Consider the following 16,886-nt stretch of genomic DNA (forward strand, 5'->3'; position numbering starts at 1 on the left):
GGGCCGTTCTTCGCGTCGGCGTCAGTTCGAGGCCGTCAGTTCGCTGGTCATGCGGTAGCCGACGCCGCGCACCGTCTCGATGTAGCGCGGATTGTTCGGGTTGTCGCCGAGCTTGCGGCGGAGGTTCGTCATGTGGGCCTCGATGGCGCGCTTGTCGGCCTCGCCGACGAAATACGACGTCACGTAGGACTCGCCGCGCAGCACCAGGGTCAGGTCGGCCTTGCTCCGCACGCGACGCTTGGACTCCATGAGCGTGGCGAGCAGGTCGAACTCGGTGCGCGTGAGCTCCAGCTGATCGCCGCCGACGACCACGACGCGGCTGTCGGGATTGACCTGCAGGTCGCGGTGGGTCATCACCGAGGGGCCCGCGAGTTCGACCGCGCCGCCGTGCGTGGCGCGTTCGATGTCGGTGCCGGGGGCGGGGCGCTCGGGCTCCGCCGCGTTCCACTGCGGCGGGGCGTCGGCGCCAGGCGGCAGGCGGTAGGTCGCGGGGTCGCCCGGGGTCTGTGCGATCTCGGGCCGCGGCGCGTCGTAGCCGTTCCGGTGCGAACCGTCGGTCCCCTCGCCGACCGCCGGGGCGACGCCCCAGCCGGAGTCGCCGTCGTATCCGGGAGGCTGTGCGCCGCGCGACGTGTTGCGGCCGCCGGGGAACGACGGACCGACCGAGTCCTGCCGGGGCGCCGCCGGGGCGGGGGCGTCCTGCCGGGGGCGACGCAGCATGGCGTCGATGCGCGCACGGAATTCGCGCGGACGGAAGGGCTTGATGATGTACTCGTCGGCGCCCGAGCCGAGCCCGAGCACGACGTCGGCCTCATCCTCGAGCCCGGTGAGCATGATGATGTAGGTGTCGCTCTGCGAGCGGATGCGGCGCGCGGCTTCGAACCCGTCGATCCCCGGCATGTTCACGTCGAGGGTGGTGATCAGCGGCCGATACGACATGACCGCGCGGACGCCGTCGATCCCGTTGCCGACGGACACCGTCGAGAACCCGGCCGCCTCGAGCACCTCGCGGAGGAGATGGCGGATGTCCGGGTCGTCCTCGACGATGACGGCGGTCTTGAGGTCGAGCGATGGGTCGGTCATCGGCGAAGCTCCGGCTCGGGGAAGGGTGCGGACCAGGGGAGGCGACAGTGCAAGATTCTGCCTTCCGGTCATGCTACACAGTGCGCGCGGGGCGCTGCGCGCAGCGGGCGGTCAGCGAACCTCGCGGGTGAGCTCGACCGCCGCTTCGGGCCACCACACGCCGGCGGCGGGACCGCCGTTGCACGTGCCGTCGCTCTCGCCGGGCGGCTTGACCCAGAGGTTGGTGTCGACCACCTCGTCGCCGAGGGTTCCGCCCGGCTCACCCACCAGCCGCCCGGAGGGATTGCACCAGTCGCCGTTGGAGCCCGCGCCGGAGCGCGATGTGTCGATGATCGCGTGGGAGCCGCCGAGAAGGTCGGACAGCTCGTGCGCGTAGGCGAACTCCTCGGTGGAGTGGTTGTAGTTGGAGACGTTGGTGGCGAACCCGCGGATGGCGTCGCTGCGGTCCAGGGCCTCGATGAGGGCGGCCATGTCGGCGGCGGGGAGCCAGTTGGAGTGTCCGCCGTCGACATAGATCCAGGTGTTCGTGCCGGTCAGTCGATCGATGGCGTTGCGCAGCTGACGGACGCGTTCCTCGACGTTGCCGCACTCGGGTGCCAGTGCCAGGCTGTCCGGCTCGAGGATGACGATCTTCTGCACGTCGGGTGCCGCATCCAGGCCGCGCGCGATCTCGTCGATCCAGGTGGCGTAGTCCTCTTCGACCAGTCCGCCCGCGGAGTAGCTGCCGCAGTCGCGTCCGGGCAGGCCGTAGACCGCGACGGAGAGCGCCGTACCCGTGTCGCGGGCCTCGGACGCGAGGTTCGACACGCGCGCGGTCGCGGTGCCGATCGGATCCTCCTCCGGCGTGAGCCAGTAGGTGGTGGGCTGCTCGGAGAGGTAGGCGGTCGCCTCGTACTCCGCGGAGCCCGCGGTGAGGTCGTCGAGCGCACGGGCGGCCTTGGACTCCTCCGGGGCGACGACGGTCGTTCCGACGGCGGGCGGTCTGGCGGACAGGGTCTGCACTCCCCACGTGATGAGCGAACCGATCCCGGCGAGGATCGCCAGGGTGACGACGGCGGCGAGGCCCAGCAGCGTGAACAGCAGCCACCGCGGCATCCCGAACCGTCGCCGCACGGGTGCCGGACGTACAGTCACGACTCGATGCTATCCCGAGCCGGTGTCACCCGAACGCGCGGCACCTACGGGTCGGCTATGGGATCACCGGATGAGCGCCGGTCGGCCGGGGAGCGGGAATAGGCTGGCGGCACCATGAAGGTCATCTCCTACAACCTGCGCAAGCACCGGGCAGCCGGTGAGCTGGCGCATCTCGTCGAGCACCACGGCGCCGACGTGCTGTGCCTGCAGGAGTACGACACCCGCGAGATCCCCCCGACGATCGGCGGCCTGAGGCTGGCCGACGCGACGCAGCGGAACCGGCTGGGGCTCGCGGTGTACTACCGGGAGAACTCCTACCGCGCGGTCGACGTGCGCTCGCTCGCCCTGAAGAAGTCCCTCCACGACATGGTGCTCAAGCCCGCCGAGGAGCGCCTGCTCGGCGTGCGCCTCCACGACATCGACGACGGGCACGAATTCATCGTGGCGTCGTTCCACGCCGCACCGTTGACCGCGTTGAACTCCCTCAGGCGCCATCAGATCCGTACCGCGCTGACCGAGCTGACCTCGCTCGGCGAGGGTCTGCCCGCTCTCATGGTCGGTGACTACAACTACCCCGTCTTCAAGGAGAACCTCGGGCAGAAGGTGCGCGAACAGGGCTACGAGCTGAGTCTCAGCGACGCGCGGACCTACACGCGGTACCGGTTCTTCCGCGGACACTACGACTTCGCCACGTCGATCGGCTTCCGCGTCGACAAGGTGCGCACGCTGCCGCAGGGGCGGTCGGACCACCTCCCGATCCTCGTCACGGCGCATCCCACCGTCGGCGGCGCTTCCGCGTCGGCGGCGCGCACCTTCGCCGCGGAGTCCTGACGCGGCCTGTGGGGGATCAGGAGTTGCGGTCGCGGGAGCGGCGCACGCCGGCGACGATCGCCAGCACGGCGCCGGCTGCCAGCAGCGCTCCGCCGCCGATCCACACGATCGCCAGCGACGACTGGTCGAGTCCGGTGGTGGGAAGGCCCTCGGCCGTCGTGATGCTTGCGGCGGCGGTGCCGCCGGCGGAGGTCGGCGAGACGGCGGCGATGTTGTAGGTTCCGCTCGCGTTGGCGGGAAGGGTGATGCGGACGGCCTCCAGCGCGCCTTCCGAGGTGGACGTGAATCCAGCGCTGGCGGTGCTGATGGCCATGCGGATCATGCCGAAGGTGCTGTCGGCGCCGTTCTCTCCCGTCACGGTGACGGTGACCGGCTCCTCTGCCGAGAACGTGCCGCCCGAGCACGCGAAGGTCACGGTGCTGCCGGCGGTCATCGTGGCGGGGCTGGTCGTGCAGGAACCGGCCGGCGGATAGATCGTCGAGGCGCTCGCCGCGCTCGGTGCAGCGACCGCGGCGATCGAGATGGCAGCGGCGATGAGGAGGCGGGTGATCCGGCGAGTCATGGGGGGTCCCTCGTGGCGGCGAGTGAAGCGCGTGGCGACGGGGACGTGTCCTCCCCTTGGCGGGAAGTCTAAGCGGGCGGGCACGTGGCGACAACTCGGGTGCCCTCGCCGATGCGGGGGGTTGACACCGCCTCGACCGTCGGTGCACCGGGTTCACTCGGTCGCGCGGTGACGAACACGCTCGCCTGCTCGCCGGATTCCAGGTCGAGTTCGAATGTGAGCACGCGCCTGCCGTCGTGGGTTCCGCCGCCGAATCCGACGTCGCCGTCGATCTCGGCGTCGACGAGGTCCCAGCCCTCCGGCAGGTAGAGGTAGCCGACGGTCCGTGCGGTGCCGGCGGGCACGCCGAATCCGCCGCCGCCGGTGATGTAGCGGGGCAGGCTGTCGGCGCCGGGGGCGGTGTTGGTGATGGTCACCCCGAGGGTCGCCTCGCCCTGCGCGTCTCCGGCGTCGTCGATCATGCACGTGTCCCAGCCGACGACGGTGTCGGCGGTGACGTAGTAGTCCATCTTCGAGCCCGTGCCGTCGTTGAGGAACACCCCGAACCGGGCCGTGTCGTCGTCGGTCACGGGCAGTCCGCCGGCGAGCGTGGTGTCGGCCAGGAGCTCCTGGTCCTCCTCGTGGTCGCTCCACAGGAGCAGTCGGTGCTCGTCGCCGGCCCGGGTGAGGGCGGAGAGGAGGGCCGCGGGGTCCGCGCCTCCGCCGGCGACGGCTTCGAACACGGCTGCGGCGGCGGCGGCGAAGAAGGCGTCCTGCTCGGCGGGGACCTCGTAGCGGAAGTAGACCTCGTTCAGCAGCAGGTCCACCGCGTTGTCGGCGGTGAGCTCGTCGCCGGTGGGGAGAGTCACCGGACCGGTCGCCTCGAGCAGGTACGACAGCGCGACGGGGTCGACGGCGATGACCCCGTCGACCGTCTCACCCGTCTCGCGTTCCCACATCTCCTGCGCGAGCGCACCCGACAGCGCGAAGTCGGGAACCTGTGTGACGTTCTGGATGTACCGGCCTGGCCGGGTGCCGTAGATGCCGAGCACCTCCTCGTCGAGGGGGAGCACGGCATCGTCGTAGCGCGGGAAGTCGCTCGAGGAAGCCTGAGCCTGGAGCGACAGGGCTCCGCCGTCGGTGCGGATGGCCGCCACCGCGCCGGTGATCCCCCCGAGGGAGCGCCACTCGGCGTTGTTCTGGAAGAGCAGCAGGTAGGTGCGCGGTCCGTCGGCGCCGAGCATGGCCGGCAGCAGTGCGGTGGCGCGCGCGACGGCGCCCGCGCCGTCGCGGGTCTCGGCCAGGAGGGCGGACAGTTCGCGCACCGCGGTGCGCACCGGCGTCACCAGGGGGTCGCGGTCGATCGCGGAGACGGTGTCGGCGGCGTCGACGAGCTCCGCGGTGCCCGCGGCGGCGGCATCCTGGATCTCCGTGAACGGCGTGAGGTCGATGCGTCCGTCCTGAGGGCGCAGCGAATCGACGTCGAACGACCCGGCGACCTCGACCAGGGGAGTCAGGGCCGACCCGGCGACGTCGTCGACCGCTGCGGTCATCGTCGACACGGCCGCGAGCTGCGGGCCCACCCACGGCAGATGCTCGGCCGCGCTCCACACCGGGTCGGTGGTGAGGCCGCGAGCGGCAGAGGTGTCGTCGGCGATCTCGGCGATCGCATCGGCGGCCGTCGCCGGATCGGTCAGCTGATCGCGTGCGAGGGCGGCCGTGGTCTGCGCATCGCGGAGGTGACCGTAGGCCAGGAAGCCGCGCACGCCCACCCACGCGGCCGCGATGATCGCCAGCAGGAGCAGCCCGCCGAGGACGGCCGCGAACACCGTTCCCGCCACCCGGACGGCGTGCGGGAGAACGGGCGACGAGGGCGGGGAAGTCACGCTGACACTCTAGGGGGCCGGCGGTGTGGAGCCGCTGTGGGTCGAGCCCTTCTCGATCGCGGGGAAGGCCGATCGCCGCGCATTCCCGACGCGGTACCAGCCGTCGCCGCCGGCGGCGCGCGCCTCTGCTTCGGCAGAGGCCGCGGCGGCGATGAGCGCTTCGAGATCGAAGCCGACCTCGCGGACCGGCGCCCATCCGATGCTGGCCGACAGCTGCGTGGCCAGCGGCTGCTCCGGCCGCATGGTGCCCAGGCGTCGCAGGAACGCGCGCATGTGCTCGCGGACCTCGTTTTCAGAGCGCGCGACGAGGATGAGGAGCGACCCCGGACCGGCGCCCGGGCCGATGTCGGACTCGGCGGGGAAGGTGGCGCGTGCATCCGCGATCAGGCGCTCCATGGTCGCGGTGAACGCACCCTCGCCCGCGGCGGCACGGATGTCGCCGACATCGTCGAGGGTCATCGTCAGCAGCGACCACGCCGTGTCGTCACGGTCCTCGGCGCGGGCGAGGCGGTCCTGCATCACGCGTCGCAGGTCGTTCCCGCGTCGGCTGAGGCCGTCGTCGCGGTTCTCGGACAGGAAGAGCAGCGACACCAGTGCGCAGATCATGTAGACGATCATCGCGACCGCGTTGATCGTGCGGACCAGTACGAGGTCGCCGCCGCCGGCCGGGTCGGTCGCGATCGTGACGACCGCGACGAGCGCTCCGAGCAGCGTGTACACGCCCGAGACGAGGGTGAGCGGCAGGAGCATCCCTCCGCCGCGGTCGGGGCGTCGGAAGAGCTCCCACGCGGTCAGCCCCGCCACGAGCGACGACGCGAAGTAGAGCAGCGCGAACCCGGTGCTGTACCCGGGCGTGCCGGCGAGCACCACGAGCACGCTGGCTGACACCAGAGCCTGCAGCGGCGCGATCCAGGCGAAGGACGCCGCGCCCCGGGCGGCGCGCAGGCCGCTCCAGATGAACGCCGGTGCGCCCAGCATGAAACCGAGTGCGGCCACGCGGGCGGACTCCTGCGTCGCCGCCTCGGCGCTGATCGAGGCATAGGAGGTGATCATCGCGAGCACGAACGCCATCGACCACAGCGCCGTGGCCGCCGAGGGTCGGCGCAGGAATCCCAGACCGATCATCAGGGCCGTCGCGAGGGTCGCGACGGTGGCTTGACTGATTCCGAGGTTCAGGGCGACGGCAGAGTTCACGCGGTGTCCTCCGGGAGGGTGATGGTGACGGTGGTGCCGCGTCCGACGGTGCTCTCGACGCGGATGGTGCCGCCGTGGGCCTCGGCGATGGCCTTGGCGATCCCCATGCCGAGTCCCGAGCCGGGGAGGCCGCTGCCCACGGCCTCCTGGGCGCGGAAGTAGTCGTCGAACAGGTGCGGGATGTCCTCCTCGGCGATGCCGAGGCCGCTGTCGCTGATCGACACCTCGATCTGCTGGTCGTGCGTACGGGCGGCGACGCGGATGGTGCCGCCGTTCGGCGTGTACTTCACGGCGTTGCTGAGGATGTTGTCGATGAGCTGACGCAGGCGGAAGGCGTCGCCGGCCAGGCGGAAGGTGCCGGCGATGTCGAGGGTGAGCGACTGGTCGCGGGTGCGCGCGGCGGCCGAGAACGACGTGACGGACTCGCGCAGCAGCGACACGAGGGAGACCGGCTCGTGCGGCACCGACGTGTCGCGATCGGTGGTGAGGATGCTCGAGATGAGGGCGAGCATCCGCTCGGCAGCCCGGTCGATCGTGTCGAGGCGTCCGGTCTGCTCGGGGGTGAGGTTGTCGTCGTCGCGCATGAGGTCGACATTGCCGAGCATGACGGTGATGGGGGTGCGCAGCTCGTGGGAGACCACCGCGGCCAGGTTCTCGCGTCCGCGCCGCTCCTGGGTGAGCTCGGTGACGTCCTGGACCATGAGCAGCGTGCTGGGGCTCTCATCGCCCACCGGAGGCAGCGGCCGCGTCGAGACGGACACCGCACGCCACTGCCCCGTGGTGTCGAACACCCAGCCGCGCTCGCCGTCGAGATGCTCGCCGCGGGCAGCGCGATGCACGGGCCGCTCGTCGGCGGAGAGCGCCCGACCGCGCTGCGACTCGTAGTCGACCGTGCGAGGGGGCTGCGTCGGATCGTCGGGGTCGATGCCGTAGAGGGTGAGGTAGGCGGCGTTGGGCGAGACGAGGTCGCCGTTGGGGGTCACCCGCGCGATGGCGATCGGCACGCCGTCGAACATCTGGGTGGCGCGCTCCTGCTGCGCCGACACGCGGGCGAGGGTGCGCTGGGTCCTGTCGGCCTGGCTGCGCAGGAGGGACTTCATGGCCGTCGTGCGGCGCGACATCTGGCGGAAGAGCACCCCGAGGAACGCCAGACACAGCACGACGATCGCGAACCGCAGGGTGATGCGCGAGGTCGCTCCCGCCCCGACCGCCTCGAAGAGGATGACGGCGGAGATGAGCGCGAAGGCGGCCCCGAGCCACCTCGCCGGGAAGTGCGTGGCGATCCACGCCACCGGGAAGCACCAGAGGAACTCCAGCCGCAGCTCACCGCCCTGCGACATCACCCCGACGGCGAAGGTGTCCACCAATGGCACGGCCACCACCGCGTCGCGCGAGACGCGATCCCACGGGATGAACATCACCGCGGCGCTGATGAGGATCAGCATCGTCGCGCCGACGATGAGGGGCGGCTCGGTGAGCCGGTCGCGGTCGAGCGTCGTGATCACCAGCATGATCACCACGACCGCCGCGGCCAGCACGAGCTGCCACAGCCAGATCGACCGTGTGCGCGTGCTGACGGCGCGCTTCGACCCGGCGGGGGTCGTGCGCGCGGCAGCGGTCGTGTCGCCGGGCCCCCGCATGCCGCCTACCCGGCTGCCGCCGCGGAGGCGTCGCCGTCGGCTTCGGTGAGGCGATAGCCCACGCCTCGCACCGTCTCGATGTAGCGCGGTGCGGCCGAGCTGTCGCCGAGCTTGCGGCGCAGGTTGGTGATGTGCGCTTCGACGGCGCGCTCGTCGGCGTCGCTGACGTAGGTGTCCTCGGTGGCGTCGCCGCGCAGCATGCGAGCCAGTTCGGCCTTGCTGCGCACGCGGCGCCGCGTGCGCAGCAGAGCCGCCAGCAGGTCGAACTCGCTGCGGGTCAGGCCCGGGTCGTCGGTGCCGAGGGAGACCATCCGGCTGTCGGCATCGAGGGTGACGTCGCGGTGCGCGAGCAGCTCGACCGGTGCGGCGACAGCGTTCGGCGCCGCCTTCTCCTGCCGCTCGAGGCGGCGGGCGAGGGCATCGATGCGGGCGCGCAGTTCGCGGGGACGGAACGGCTTGGCGATGTAGTCGTCGGCGCCGGCGCTCAGGCCGAGAACGGCGTCGACCTCGTCGGCGCGCCCGGAGATGATGAACATGTAGGCGTCGGACGCCGCACGGATGCGGCGCGCGGCTTCGAAGCCGTCGATCCCGGGGATGGAGATGTCGATGGTGATGGCGTCGGGGTCGCGTTCGACGACGGCGCGTACGCCCTCCTCGCCGTCGGCGACGGGCACCGCCTCGAAGCCGGCGCCCACGAACACCTCCGCGATCACGGCGCGCATGTCGGGGTCGTCCTCGATGATCACCGCGGTACGGCGGTCGGCTGTCGTCATCTCTCGCCTCCCCCGCTGGAACTCACGATCCGAACCTGGCCGCATCCCCATCCGCGGCGTGGCTGAATTGTCTCACATTCCTTGCGCTCATCTTGCGGTACTCACTTCCGACCGTGTCGTGTGCGGGCTCGATCGCCGCCTGCCGCGCGATCACGCTCGGATCGCCGGATCGGGATCGTTCCACCACTGCACCGTCTGAAGCACCCAGAAGGCGAGGAAGAGCGTGAGGGCGGCGACCTCGCACACGAGCACCGGAGGCAGGCCGGCGTCGTACCCGGTCGCGGTGATCACCCCGTAGGCGATGCCGGTCACCACCAGGAGCGCCGCGATGGCGATGTAGCCGGCGCGCATCCACGGGGCGACGGGGTCGGCGCGCGTGGTCGCCGCGAGCACGGCGACGGCGGCGATCAGTGCGAAGAAGACCAGCGTCGCGATCGGATGCGCCCAGCGGGCGAACGCGTCAGGCGCCGTCCACGCCGTCGCCGCGACCGCGGTGAGCACGGCCGCGGCGGCGCCGATGCTGATCCCTGCGCCGATCCGGTCGGTGCTCCTCGCCGCGGTGAGGACGATGGCGATGGCCACGGCCATCGCACCGATGACGACGTAGGTCACGACGGACGTGCCGGTCTCGACCGCGGTGCCCGACGCCGGCGGGGTCGTCGGCACGAGCGCGATGAGCGGGGCGAACAGCGCCGCTGCGTCGAGGAGCGCCCGGGACGGACCGCGCCCCGACAGGGCGAACAGCGCGAGGGAGGCTGCGATCAGGGCGCCGACGAACACGTCGCGAGCGGGGGAGTAGTAGTACGCGCTCACGGAAGGCAGAACGCCCACCGTGGTGCTCGCCGAGGCGACGGCCGTGAAGATCGCGACGACGGTCGCGGCGGTGCCGATGCGGAGGTAGCGGTAGGTGCGCTGCGACGAGGTGGCGGTGGGCGCGGCGGCGGCCAGGACGGACGTTCTGCGCGCGACGATCGAGACCGTGCGCCGACTCCCCATGCGCCGCACGGTAGCACGGCGGTGCGTCGTGTTCGATCGCGTCGCACCAGCGGGCCCTGCGGTCGCGGAGGGGTGAGAATCCTCTCATCGGCGGTCGCGCGAACCGCATGATCACGCGGATCGCTCGGTCTTGTCCCCCGAACGGATGACAGACGCATCCGCGCCTTGCGACGTATCGTCGTCGACGAAGCATCTCCCCGCTGATGCGGACCGGCGGATTTCGGGTATCCGACCGCTCCATTCGAAAGCGGAAGAGCGACCCCGGCGACCCCAGTGCCGGGGTCGCTGTCCGTTTGGGTCAGGCCGTCACGGCGTCGAGGAGATGACCCGCAGGCTCGCATGGGTCCTTCTCGACCGATCCCGGTTCGTCCTCGACGCCGCTCGGCGGAGCGTCGGCGCCGCTCGGCGCGTCCGCATCCGCCTCGGTCGACGGGACCTCCACCGGGGCATCGTCGCTCGACTCCGGCTCCTCAGCGGCGAGGTCATCCCCCGGGTCGCTGTCGCCGTCGCTGCCCGCGTCTGCCTCGTTGTCCGCGGGCTCCTCCTCTTCCTGAACGGCTTCGTCCTCTTCCGGAGGGGCTTCCTCGTCTGCCTCCTTCTCGGCGGGTGGAGGTGCGGGTGACGGATCGGCCGTCGCCGGCGCAGCCGGCGGCGGAGAAGCCGGACGCGGCGACGTCGGAGTCGGAGGATCCGGAGTCGCCACGGAATCGCGCGAATCGGCTTCTCGTTCGCCGATGGGCGCCGTGTCCGAACGCTCCGGGGGCAGGGGATCGGGAGCGGGAGGCGGCGTGGGATCGGTCGGGGCCGGATCGGCGGCGGGCGGACGGTCCTCTGCCACGCCCTCGACGGTCGCATCGATCTCGCCGTCGATGTCGATACCCGCCGTCGCGTCGTACTCGGTGGCGCCGTCGGCGAGCGACCAGCATCCGGGGAGCATGAGGGCGCCGCCGACGACGATCGCGGGAAGGCCGAACAGCCTTCGCCGTCGTCGTGACATCACGCGCACACCACTCCGCAGATCGGGAGGACGGCTCCGCATCGCGAGTCGGGGTTGTCGCCGCGGCGTCCTCGATCCGCTCACGCTATCGAAGCCGCGCGCGCTCGGCCACCCCGGGGCCGACGAATGCGGGTGAGATCCCTCTCATCGGGGTGCCGGTCGCGTGCATGAGAGGTAGGGTTTGACCTATCGGCGTCAGTTCTCGCGTAGCCGGTCTCTGCAACCTCCGCGAGGCGAAGGGATGTCATCCCATGGGCCACCTCTACTACGGCAATCTGCCCGATCCCATCGAGTTCCCCGATCGCCTGCTCGCGCACCTCAAGGTCGTCATCGCGACCAAGCTCCGTCGTCACGAGAGCTTCACCATGTCGTGGCGCAACGCCGCCGACGACGAGGGCGGGCGATCGACTCTCTGGATCGAACCGTCCATCCCGCTGCGCTTCGTCTTCGGCTCGGTCGATCCGGAACCGCTGCACGCCCCGACACTCAGCGAACTGGCCAACCGGGCCAGTTCCACGGCCGGGCTCACGGTCGACCTCGACGCGGTCATCCCTTTCGACGTCGATTCCGCGAGGGTCGCGCCTCCCGCGGCCATCGCCTAGGTCGGCTCCGCGCTCAGCCGCTGCGCGCGAGCGCATCCCAGTTCACGTCGATCGTTCCCGCGTGCGTCCGCGAGATGCGCGCGGGGAGTGTCGCACCCACACGGGGCCAGTGTCGGCGGTCGACGACGACGGCGGTCTCGACGATCGCCTCGGCGACGTCGTCGCCGGTCGCGCGCAGGCGCAGGCGGCACTCCTGGTAGCGAGCGCGGCCGTCGGGCTCGGACACCGTCAGCACGGTCACCGTGCCGCGCGCGGCCCCGGCCAGCGGATCGCCGGTGAGCTTCTCCAGCTGTTCCGCGGCGTCATCCACCCAGTCCTCCATGTCGTCGAGTGTGCCACGTCGCGGGATGTGCCACGCCGCCGCCGTCGATAGCATCGGCGTGACGGTGCCGCGGACGGCGGTGCGGAAGGGGGCGGGTCCGATGACCGAACGCATCGTGGTGGCTGTGACCGAGTCCGCGTCGACCGAGGAGGCCGTGACCTGGGCCGCGACCCGCGCCGCGGCCCGTGAGGCGCGGCTCACGCTCGTCGCGACCTCGCCGGAACGGGCCGACGACGAGGCGGTGCCGACCGCGCGCATCCTGCTCGAGGCCGAGGCGGCGCGCGTGCGCGAGATCGTCGATCGCCTCGGAGTCCCCGTCGACGTGGACGCGCAGACGGTGACGGGGGATCTCGCCCACGGGCTCGTGGCGATGTCCGAGGACGCGACGCTGGTCGTGCTCGGACACGACCACGCCGACCACCACGACGCTCTCGTGCGCCATGTCGTCTCCGGCGCGCACAGCGCCGTCGCCGTCGTGCCGCACGGATCGGTCGTTGGCCGACACGGCGTGGTGGTCGGTATCGACGACTCGGATGTAACGCCGGCGGCCGTCGCATTCGCGGCCGACGAGGCCCTGAGCCGCGGGGAGCCGCTCATCGCCGTCAGCGCGTGGCTGCCGGTCCCCGTATCCGGAGATCTCACCGGCAGCGGCGACTACCTGATCGGCTCGGCGGACCCCGCCGGCCTCACCCCGATCGACCTCGGCCCGGTCGCGACCGAGCGCGTTGAGCGTGCCCTCGCGCGGGTGCGCGCGGCGCATCCCGAGCTGCAGGTGCACACGCGGGTCGAGGAGGCCGACGCCGCGCAGCTGCTCACCGACCTGGCACGGGATGCCGCACTGCTCGTCGTCGGCACGCACGGCCGCGGCGCGCTCGCCCGCTTCTTCCTCGGCTCGGTCTCGACGTCGGTGCTCGAGGATCCGACCTCACCGACGATCGCGGTGCGCTGAGACGACGCGCTCGGGCCGCGCGCGAGCGGCGATCATCGCGCTCCTGCCTCGGCGTGCTGCGGAACCGCGGGGAACGCGAGCGTCGCCCGCACGCCGCCGTGCTCCGGCGAGGTGAGGTCGACGCGGCCGCCGTTGCGCTCGGCGAGCTCGCGGGCGATCGCGAGCCCCAAGCCGGTGCCGGGGGTGTTCTGCGTCTCGGCGTCGGGTGCGCGGTAGAACCGGTCGAAGGCCCGTGCGAGGGTGGCCGGCGACATCCCGGGTCCGGTGTCGGTGACGGTGAAGACCACCTCGCCGTCCACGCGCGACGCTTCCACGAGCACCCTCCCGCCTTCCGGAGTGAACTTCACCGCGTTGGACACGAGGTTTCCGAGGGCCCGCAGGGCGTCGCCGCGATCGACGCGCATCACGGTGTCGGCCGGTGCAGCGTGGGCGAGGTCGAGTCGGCGGGCCATCGCCAGCGGTTCGTGGGTGCAGAGAACGTCGGCGATCAGATCCGGTGCGGCCACGTCCACGGGGGTGAGCGCGCTCGGCGCGGCTTCGCCGTGGCCGAGGGCGAGAAGATCTTCGACGAGATCGCCGAGTCGCTTCGCGTTGCGGTGGATGATCTCGATCCAGTCCCGCTCGGGGGTGGCCGCCTCCGACTCGCGGAGCAGATCGCTGTAGCCGAGGATGCTCGTGATCGGGGTGCGCAGCTCGTGGCTGGTCGTGGCGACGAAATCCTGCCGCTGACGTTCCAGTTCGAGTCGGTCGGCGAGGGCGGCGGCGCGTTCGCGCTGCACCTCGGCCTGTGCACGGGTCAGTTCGAGGGCGGCGGTCGCCCGGGCGAGGGTCTCGTAGCGCGCGGAGGACAGGAGCACCGTGAGCGCGGCGAGCGAGGTCATGAACACGACCGTCACGGCGGCGGTCTCCAGTGGACTGTTCGCCCGGTCGGCGAAAGCCCCCTCGCCCAGGACGGTGAGCACGAGCACGATCACGGCGGTGGCGAGCGCCTGCGGGTAGACCACCCGGAGAGGGAAGCGCAGCACCGCCCACGTGAACAGACCGAAGATGAGGAAGGCTCCCGGCAGGCTGGTCAGCGCCGTGAACGTGATCGCGATCAGTCCGGCCAGGAGCAGGGTCTGCGCGGCGATCTCCGCCCGGCTCACCCGCGTGGCCAGGGCTGGCGGGAGAAGGGCGAACGGGGCGATCAGAAGGATCGCGGCGCAGTGCGAAACGCTCGCGAAGATACCCGGCAGCGGTGACCAGGCGCCGCTCACGACCGCGGCGGTGACGCCCACGATGACGCCCGTCGAGGCCGATCCGATGACGGCGGCGAGGGCGAAGTAGAGTGCGGCGTGCGCCGAGTCGAGCTGGAATCGGCGTCCGGTCGTGATCGGGAAATGCGCCCGTCGCGCGGTGATGCGGGTGCGCTGAGCGAGCAGCTCGACGACGAGGGCGGCTTCCAGCGCGTTCGCGGCACCGTAGATGAGCGACAGCGTCGCGTCGCGACCGGCGAGCGCGTTGGCGATCGTCGTGACGACGAAGATGACGACGACCGCGATCCACCGTTGACGCGGCGCCGCCTTCAGTGCGAACCATACCGAGAAGCCGGCGGCCGGCCACCACACCGCCAGGGGGGTGCCGGGCACGGAGAACGAGACCCCGAGGAGCGCGAGGGCGAGGATCCCGACGGCCGCGACGATCCACAGCCATGCCGGCGTCTGCGGACGCTCGGCGCGTGTCCGCGTCAGGCGCGTGTCGGGGGTCAAGCGCTCCACGGTCAGAGGGTAGCGGCGATTATGGGTCATCTTCGGCATTGGGATCAAGGGCGATGTGCCGCAGTCGAGGATTCGCCTCGCGCCGGGTAGGTTGAACAGACGCCCGCCAGGGAGGTGTCGCATGGCTCAGGTGCTGATCGTCGAGGATGACGAAGACGTCGCATCGCTCGTCCGCGACGTGCTCGCGCGCGACGGATACGACATCAGGGTGGGGCGCGACGGCGGCGAGGGGCTCGAGCTCGCCCGCGCCCAGCATCCCGATCTGGTTCTCCTCGATTGGATGATGCCGGTCAAGACGGGCATCGAGGTGTGCGAGGAGCTGCGCTCCGATGTCGACTTCGCCACGACGCGAATCGTGATGCTCACGGCGCGGCGAACCGACGAGGACCGGGCGCGGGCTCTGGCCGCGGGCGCGGACGACTATCTCGTGAAGCCCTTCCTGCCGCGAGAGCTGCGCACGCGCATCGCTGCGATCCTCTCCTCCTGACCGCCGGGCGGATGCGCCCTCACCGCCGGCCGGCGGGATGCGTGACGGTCATGCCGGCATGTTCGTCACGGTGAACGCGATGAGGCCGGCCACCGCGAGGGCGATGACGATCATGGCCCACACCGGCAGGCCTCCCACCTCCTGGCGATACCAGGGCGTGAGCACGCGGGAGCGGTGACGAGAGTGGCGCGAACGGCGAGCATGCATCGGTAATCCCCCAGGATCGAGTGACGTCTCGAGCGGCTTCCCCCGCGACCCGCGTCCGCTCGTCGGCGATGTTAGCGACCCAACGTTTCCATCCCGATACATTCGCGCATCCGCTCGGGAGATCTTGCGCAAACCTCCGGCCATCCACGCCCTGACGCCAGACCGGGCTTTCTGGCCCCGGACTAGAATCCGGTCATGGCCGGTCAGCGACGAAAGGCTACGCTCCAGGACATCGCCGACATCGTCGGGATGAGCCGGATGTCGATCTCGCGCATCCTCAACGGGAAGCAGCAGACCTCGCCGGAGCAGGAGGAGCGCATCCGCGAAGCGATCGCCGCCACCGGCTACCGGCTGAACCGCGCTGCCCGCGCGCTGCGTCAGGGGAGCATCCTGCCCACGATCGGTCTCGTCGTTCCGGCCTTCGCCGACCCCGCGTGCGCGGCTGTGGCGGAGGCGGTCGCCGAGGTGGCGGACGAGCACGGCGCCCTGCTCGTCGTTGTGCGCGCCGGCGGAGAGGCGGTCGCGATCCGCGCGGGTGTGGACGCGTTGATCTCCCGCAACGTCGACGGGGTCCTGCTCTGCGGACCGAGCCCCGACATCGACGGCTGGGCCGAGGACGCCGACCGCCCGGTGGTCGCGATGGCCGCCGCGTCGGCGTCGCGCGATGAGCTCGTCGCCTCGGCGAGGTCTGCAGCGGGCGAGCTCTTCGCCCTCATCGACGGCGGACGGTGATCCGGCCCGGTCAGGAGCCGTCGGCGCCGAGTGCGAAGGCGACCGCGGCGTCGACGTGCAGGGCCGTCGTCGGAAAGACCGGCACCGGACTGTCGCCGCGCGTGACGAGCAGCTCGATCTCGGTGCAGCCGAGGATGATCCCCTCCGCGCCCGCGTCGTGCAGTCGTGCCATCACGTCGCGATACCGCTCGCGCGCGTCGTCGGTGACGACGCCGTGCACGAGTTCGCCGTAGATGATCTCGTGCACGGTGCGCCGATCCGCTTCGTTCGGAACGAGGGCGCGGATGCCGCGTGAGGCCAGGCGGTCGCGGTAGAACGGCTGCTCCATCGTGAACGCCGTTCCGAGCAGGCCGACCGTGTGCAGCCCGGCCGCGGCGATCGCGTCGGCGGTCGTGTCGGCGATGTGCAGGAACGGGATGTCGATGGCCGCTTCGATGTCGTCCGCGACGAGGTGCATCGTGTTGGTGCACAGCACGATCAGGTCGGCGCCCGCATCCTGCAGCGCGCGTGCGCGGGTGGACAGGATCCGCGCCGTTGCTACCCAGTCGCCGGCGGCCTGCAGGGCCTCGATCTCGGCGAAGTCGAGGGAGTCGAGCAGAATGCGTGCGGAGTGATAGCCGCCGAGGCGATCGCGCACGCGCTCATTGGCGAGGCGGTACCACTCCAGCGAGGACTCCCAGCTCATCCCGCCGAGCACGCCGATGGTCCTCACGTGCCGAGTCTACGAGCGCCGGGGCCGCGGTGGCGCAGGGCGG

The 16,886-nt window shown here is 71.3% G+C and carries 18 protein-coding genes; 5 read left to right on the forward strand and 13 right to left on the reverse strand.

What is annotated here, in order from left to right:
* Positions 1-21 precede the first annotated feature (21 nt).
* Both ACGG9C_RS06930 and ACGG9C_RS06935 read right to left on the reverse strand, forming a co-directional pair.
* The gene (locus ACGG9C_RS06930) at positions 22-1,083 is read right to left on the reverse strand and encodes a response regulator (protein WP_390178425.1); all 1,062 of its coding nucleotides are present in this window, start codon (positions 1,081-1,083) and stop codon (positions 22-24) included.
* Between the two features lie 111 nt (positions 1,084-1,194).
* The gene (locus ACGG9C_RS06935) at positions 1,195-2,217 is read right to left on the reverse strand and encodes a glycoside hydrolase family 6 protein (protein WP_286721398.1); all 1,023 of its coding nucleotides are present in this window, start codon (positions 2,215-2,217) and stop codon (positions 1,195-1,197) included.
* Positions 2,218-2,331: 114 nt separating this feature from the next.
* On the opposite strand from ACGG9C_RS06935, the gene ACGG9C_RS06940 reads away from it, so the two are divergent.
* Positions 2,332-3,048, forward strand: a complete 717-nt coding sequence (locus ACGG9C_RS06940; RefSeq protein ID WP_194383798.1) for an endonuclease/exonuclease/phosphatase family protein — start codon at positions 2,332-2,334, stop codon at positions 3,046-3,048.
* Between the two features lie 16 nt (positions 3,049-3,064).
* Here ACGG9C_RS06940 and ACGG9C_RS06945 read toward each other — a convergent pair whose 3' ends face one another.
* The 7 genes from ACGG9C_RS06945 to ACGG9C_RS06975 all read right to left on the reverse strand — a co-directional run bounded on the left by ACGG9C_RS06945 (position 3,065) and on the right by ACGG9C_RS06975 (position 11,075).
* Entirely contained in the window at positions 3,065-3,610 is a 546-nt protein-coding gene (locus tag ACGG9C_RS06945) for an LPXTG cell wall anchor domain-containing protein (protein ID WP_071044946.1), read from the reverse strand.
* Between the two features lie 68 nt (positions 3,611-3,678).
* Positions 3,679-5,475: a DUF4012 domain-containing protein gene (locus ACGG9C_RS06950; protein ID WP_390178426.1), complete on the reverse strand. Its 1,797-nt coding sequence runs from the start codon at positions 5,473-5,475 to the stop codon at positions 3,679-3,681.
* A 9-nt stretch (positions 5,476-5,484) separates the two neighbouring features.
* Positions 5,485-6,669 (reverse strand): hypothetical protein, encoded by a 1,185-nt coding sequence (locus tag ACGG9C_RS06955; RefSeq protein WP_286721403.1) that lies wholly within the window; start codon positions 6,667-6,669, stop codon positions 5,485-5,487.
* Positions 6,666-8,309, reverse strand: coding sequence for a sensor histidine kinase (locus ACGG9C_RS06960; RefSeq protein WP_390178427.1), 1,644 nt, complete (start codon positions 8,307-8,309; stop codon positions 6,666-6,668). The genes ACGG9C_RS06955 and ACGG9C_RS06960 overlap by 4 nt, the downstream gene beginning before the upstream one ends.
* 5 nt (positions 8,310-8,314) lie before the next feature.
* On the reverse strand, positions 8,315-9,082 hold the full coding sequence (locus ACGG9C_RS06965; RefSeq protein ID WP_390178428.1) for a response regulator transcription factor: 768 nt from the start codon (positions 9,080-9,082) through the stop codon (positions 8,315-8,317).
* 150 nt (positions 9,083-9,232) lie between these two features.
* Positions 9,233-10,078, reverse strand: coding sequence for a hypothetical protein (locus tag ACGG9C_RS06970; protein ID WP_390178429.1), 846 nt, complete (start codon positions 10,076-10,078; stop codon positions 9,233-9,235).
* 298 nt (positions 10,079-10,376) lie between these two features.
* Complete coding sequence (locus ACGG9C_RS06975; protein ID WP_390178430.1) at positions 10,377-11,075, reverse strand: hypothetical protein; 699 nt, start codon at positions 11,073-11,075, stop codon at positions 10,377-10,379.
* 251 nt (positions 11,076-11,326) lie between these two features.
* On the opposite strand from ACGG9C_RS06975, the gene ACGG9C_RS06980 reads away from it, so the two are divergent.
* The gene (locus ACGG9C_RS06980; protein WP_390178431.1) at positions 11,327-11,677 is read left to right on the forward strand and encodes a hypothetical protein; all 351 of its coding nucleotides are present in this window, start codon (positions 11,327-11,329) and stop codon (positions 11,675-11,677) included.
* A 13-nt stretch (positions 11,678-11,690) separates the two neighbouring features.
* Here the strand turns inward: ACGG9C_RS06980 and ACGG9C_RS06985 are convergent, their stop codons facing one another.
* Positions 11,691-12,113, reverse strand: a complete 423-nt coding sequence (locus ACGG9C_RS06985; protein WP_390178432.1) for a hypothetical protein — start codon at positions 12,111-12,113, stop codon at positions 11,691-11,693.
* On the opposite strand from ACGG9C_RS06985, the gene ACGG9C_RS06990 reads away from it, so the two are divergent.
* Positions 12,100-12,948, forward strand: a complete 849-nt coding sequence (locus ACGG9C_RS06990) for a universal stress protein (protein WP_194383792.1) — start codon at positions 12,100-12,102, stop codon at positions 12,946-12,948. The genes ACGG9C_RS06985 and ACGG9C_RS06990 overlap by 14 nt on opposite strands.
* 32 nt (positions 12,949-12,980) lie before the next feature.
* Here ACGG9C_RS06990 and ACGG9C_RS06995 read toward each other — a convergent pair whose 3' ends face one another.
* Positions 12,981-14,705: an ATP-binding protein gene (locus ACGG9C_RS06995; RefSeq protein WP_390178433.1), complete on the reverse strand. Its 1,725-nt coding sequence runs from the start codon at positions 14,703-14,705 to the stop codon at positions 12,981-12,983.
* 121 nt (positions 14,706-14,826) lie between these two features.
* On the opposite strand from ACGG9C_RS06995, the gene ACGG9C_RS07000 reads away from it, so the two are divergent.
* The gene (locus tag ACGG9C_RS07000) at positions 14,827-15,192 is read left to right on the forward strand and encodes a response regulator transcription factor (RefSeq protein ID WP_071044956.1); all 366 of its coding nucleotides are present in this window, start codon (positions 14,827-14,829) and stop codon (positions 15,190-15,192) included.
* A gap of 48 nt (positions 15,193-15,240) precedes the next feature.
* Here the strand turns inward: ACGG9C_RS07000 and ACGG9C_RS07005 are convergent, their stop codons facing one another.
* Complete coding sequence (locus ACGG9C_RS07005) at positions 15,241-15,399, reverse strand: hypothetical protein (protein ID WP_176759428.1); 159 nt, start codon at positions 15,397-15,399, stop codon at positions 15,241-15,243.
* A 195-nt stretch (positions 15,400-15,594) separates the two neighbouring features.
* Between ACGG9C_RS07005 and ACGG9C_RS07010 the strand changes: the two genes are divergently transcribed.
* Positions 15,595-16,131, forward strand: a complete 537-nt coding sequence (locus ACGG9C_RS07010; protein ID WP_286721417.1) for a LacI family DNA-binding transcriptional regulator — start codon at positions 15,595-15,597, stop codon at positions 16,129-16,131.
* 10 nt (positions 16,132-16,141) lie between these two features.
* Here the strand turns inward: ACGG9C_RS07010 and ACGG9C_RS07015 are convergent, their stop codons facing one another.
* Complete coding sequence (locus tag ACGG9C_RS07015; protein WP_286721418.1) at positions 16,142-16,843, reverse strand: aspartate/glutamate racemase family protein; 702 nt, start codon at positions 16,841-16,843, stop codon at positions 16,142-16,144.
* Positions 16,844-16,886 lie beyond the last annotated feature (43 nt).

It is taken from the genome of Microbacterium sp. MTN4-26, assembly GCF_042846595.1.
Lineage (GTDB): Bacteria > Actinomycetota > Actinomycetes > Actinomycetales > Microbacteriaceae > Microbacterium > Microbacterium luteum.

Excerpts from the sequence above, each read along its gene's own strand:
- ACGG9C_RS06930 (WP_390178425.1), bottom strand. The coding sequence starts at position 1,083 with ATGACCGACCCATCGCTCGACCTCAAGACCGCCGTCATCGTCGAGGAC.
- ACGG9C_RS06940 (WP_194383798.1), top strand. The coding sequence starts at position 2,332 with ATGAAGGTCATCTCCTACAACCTGCGCAAGCACCGGGCAGCCGGTGAG.
- ACGG9C_RS06945 (WP_071044946.1), bottom strand. The coding sequence starts at position 3,610 with ATGACTCGCCGGATCACCCGCCTCCTCATCGCCGCTGCCATCTCGATC.
- ACGG9C_RS06960 (WP_390178427.1), bottom strand. The coding sequence starts at position 8,309 with ATGCGGGGGCCCGGCGACACGACCGCTGCCGCGCGCACGACCCCCGCC.
- ACGG9C_RS06965 (WP_390178428.1), bottom strand. The coding sequence starts at position 9,082 with ATGACGACAGCCGACCGCCGTACCGCGGTGATCATCGAGGACGACCCC.
- ACGG9C_RS06970 (WP_390178429.1), bottom strand. The coding sequence starts at position 10,078 with ATGGGGAGTCGGCGCACGGTCTCGATCGTCGCGCGCAGAACGTCCGTC.
- ACGG9C_RS06975 (WP_390178430.1), bottom strand. The coding sequence starts at position 11,075 with ATGTCACGACGACGGCGAAGGCTGTTCGGCCTTCCCGCGATCGTCGTC.
- ACGG9C_RS06980 (WP_390178431.1), top strand. The coding sequence starts at position 11,327 with ATGGGCCACCTCTACTACGGCAATCTGCCCGATCCCATCGAGTTCCCC.
- ACGG9C_RS06990 (WP_194383792.1), top strand. The coding sequence starts at position 12,100 with ATGACCGAACGCATCGTGGTGGCTGTGACCGAGTCCGCGTCGACCGAG.
- ACGG9C_RS06985 (WP_390178432.1), bottom strand. The coding sequence starts at position 12,113 with ATGCGTTCGGTCATCGGACCCGCCCCCTTCCGCACCGCCGTCCGCGGC.
- ACGG9C_RS07000 (WP_071044956.1), top strand. The coding sequence starts at position 14,827 with ATGGCTCAGGTGCTGATCGTCGAGGATGACGAAGACGTCGCATCGCTC.
- ACGG9C_RS07005 (WP_176759428.1), bottom strand. The coding sequence starts at position 15,399 with ATGCATGCTCGCCGTTCGCGCCACTCTCGTCACCGCTCCCGCGTGCTC.
- ACGG9C_RS07010 (WP_286721417.1), top strand. The coding sequence starts at position 15,595 with ATGGCCGGTCAGCGACGAAAGGCTACGCTCCAGGACATCGCCGACATC.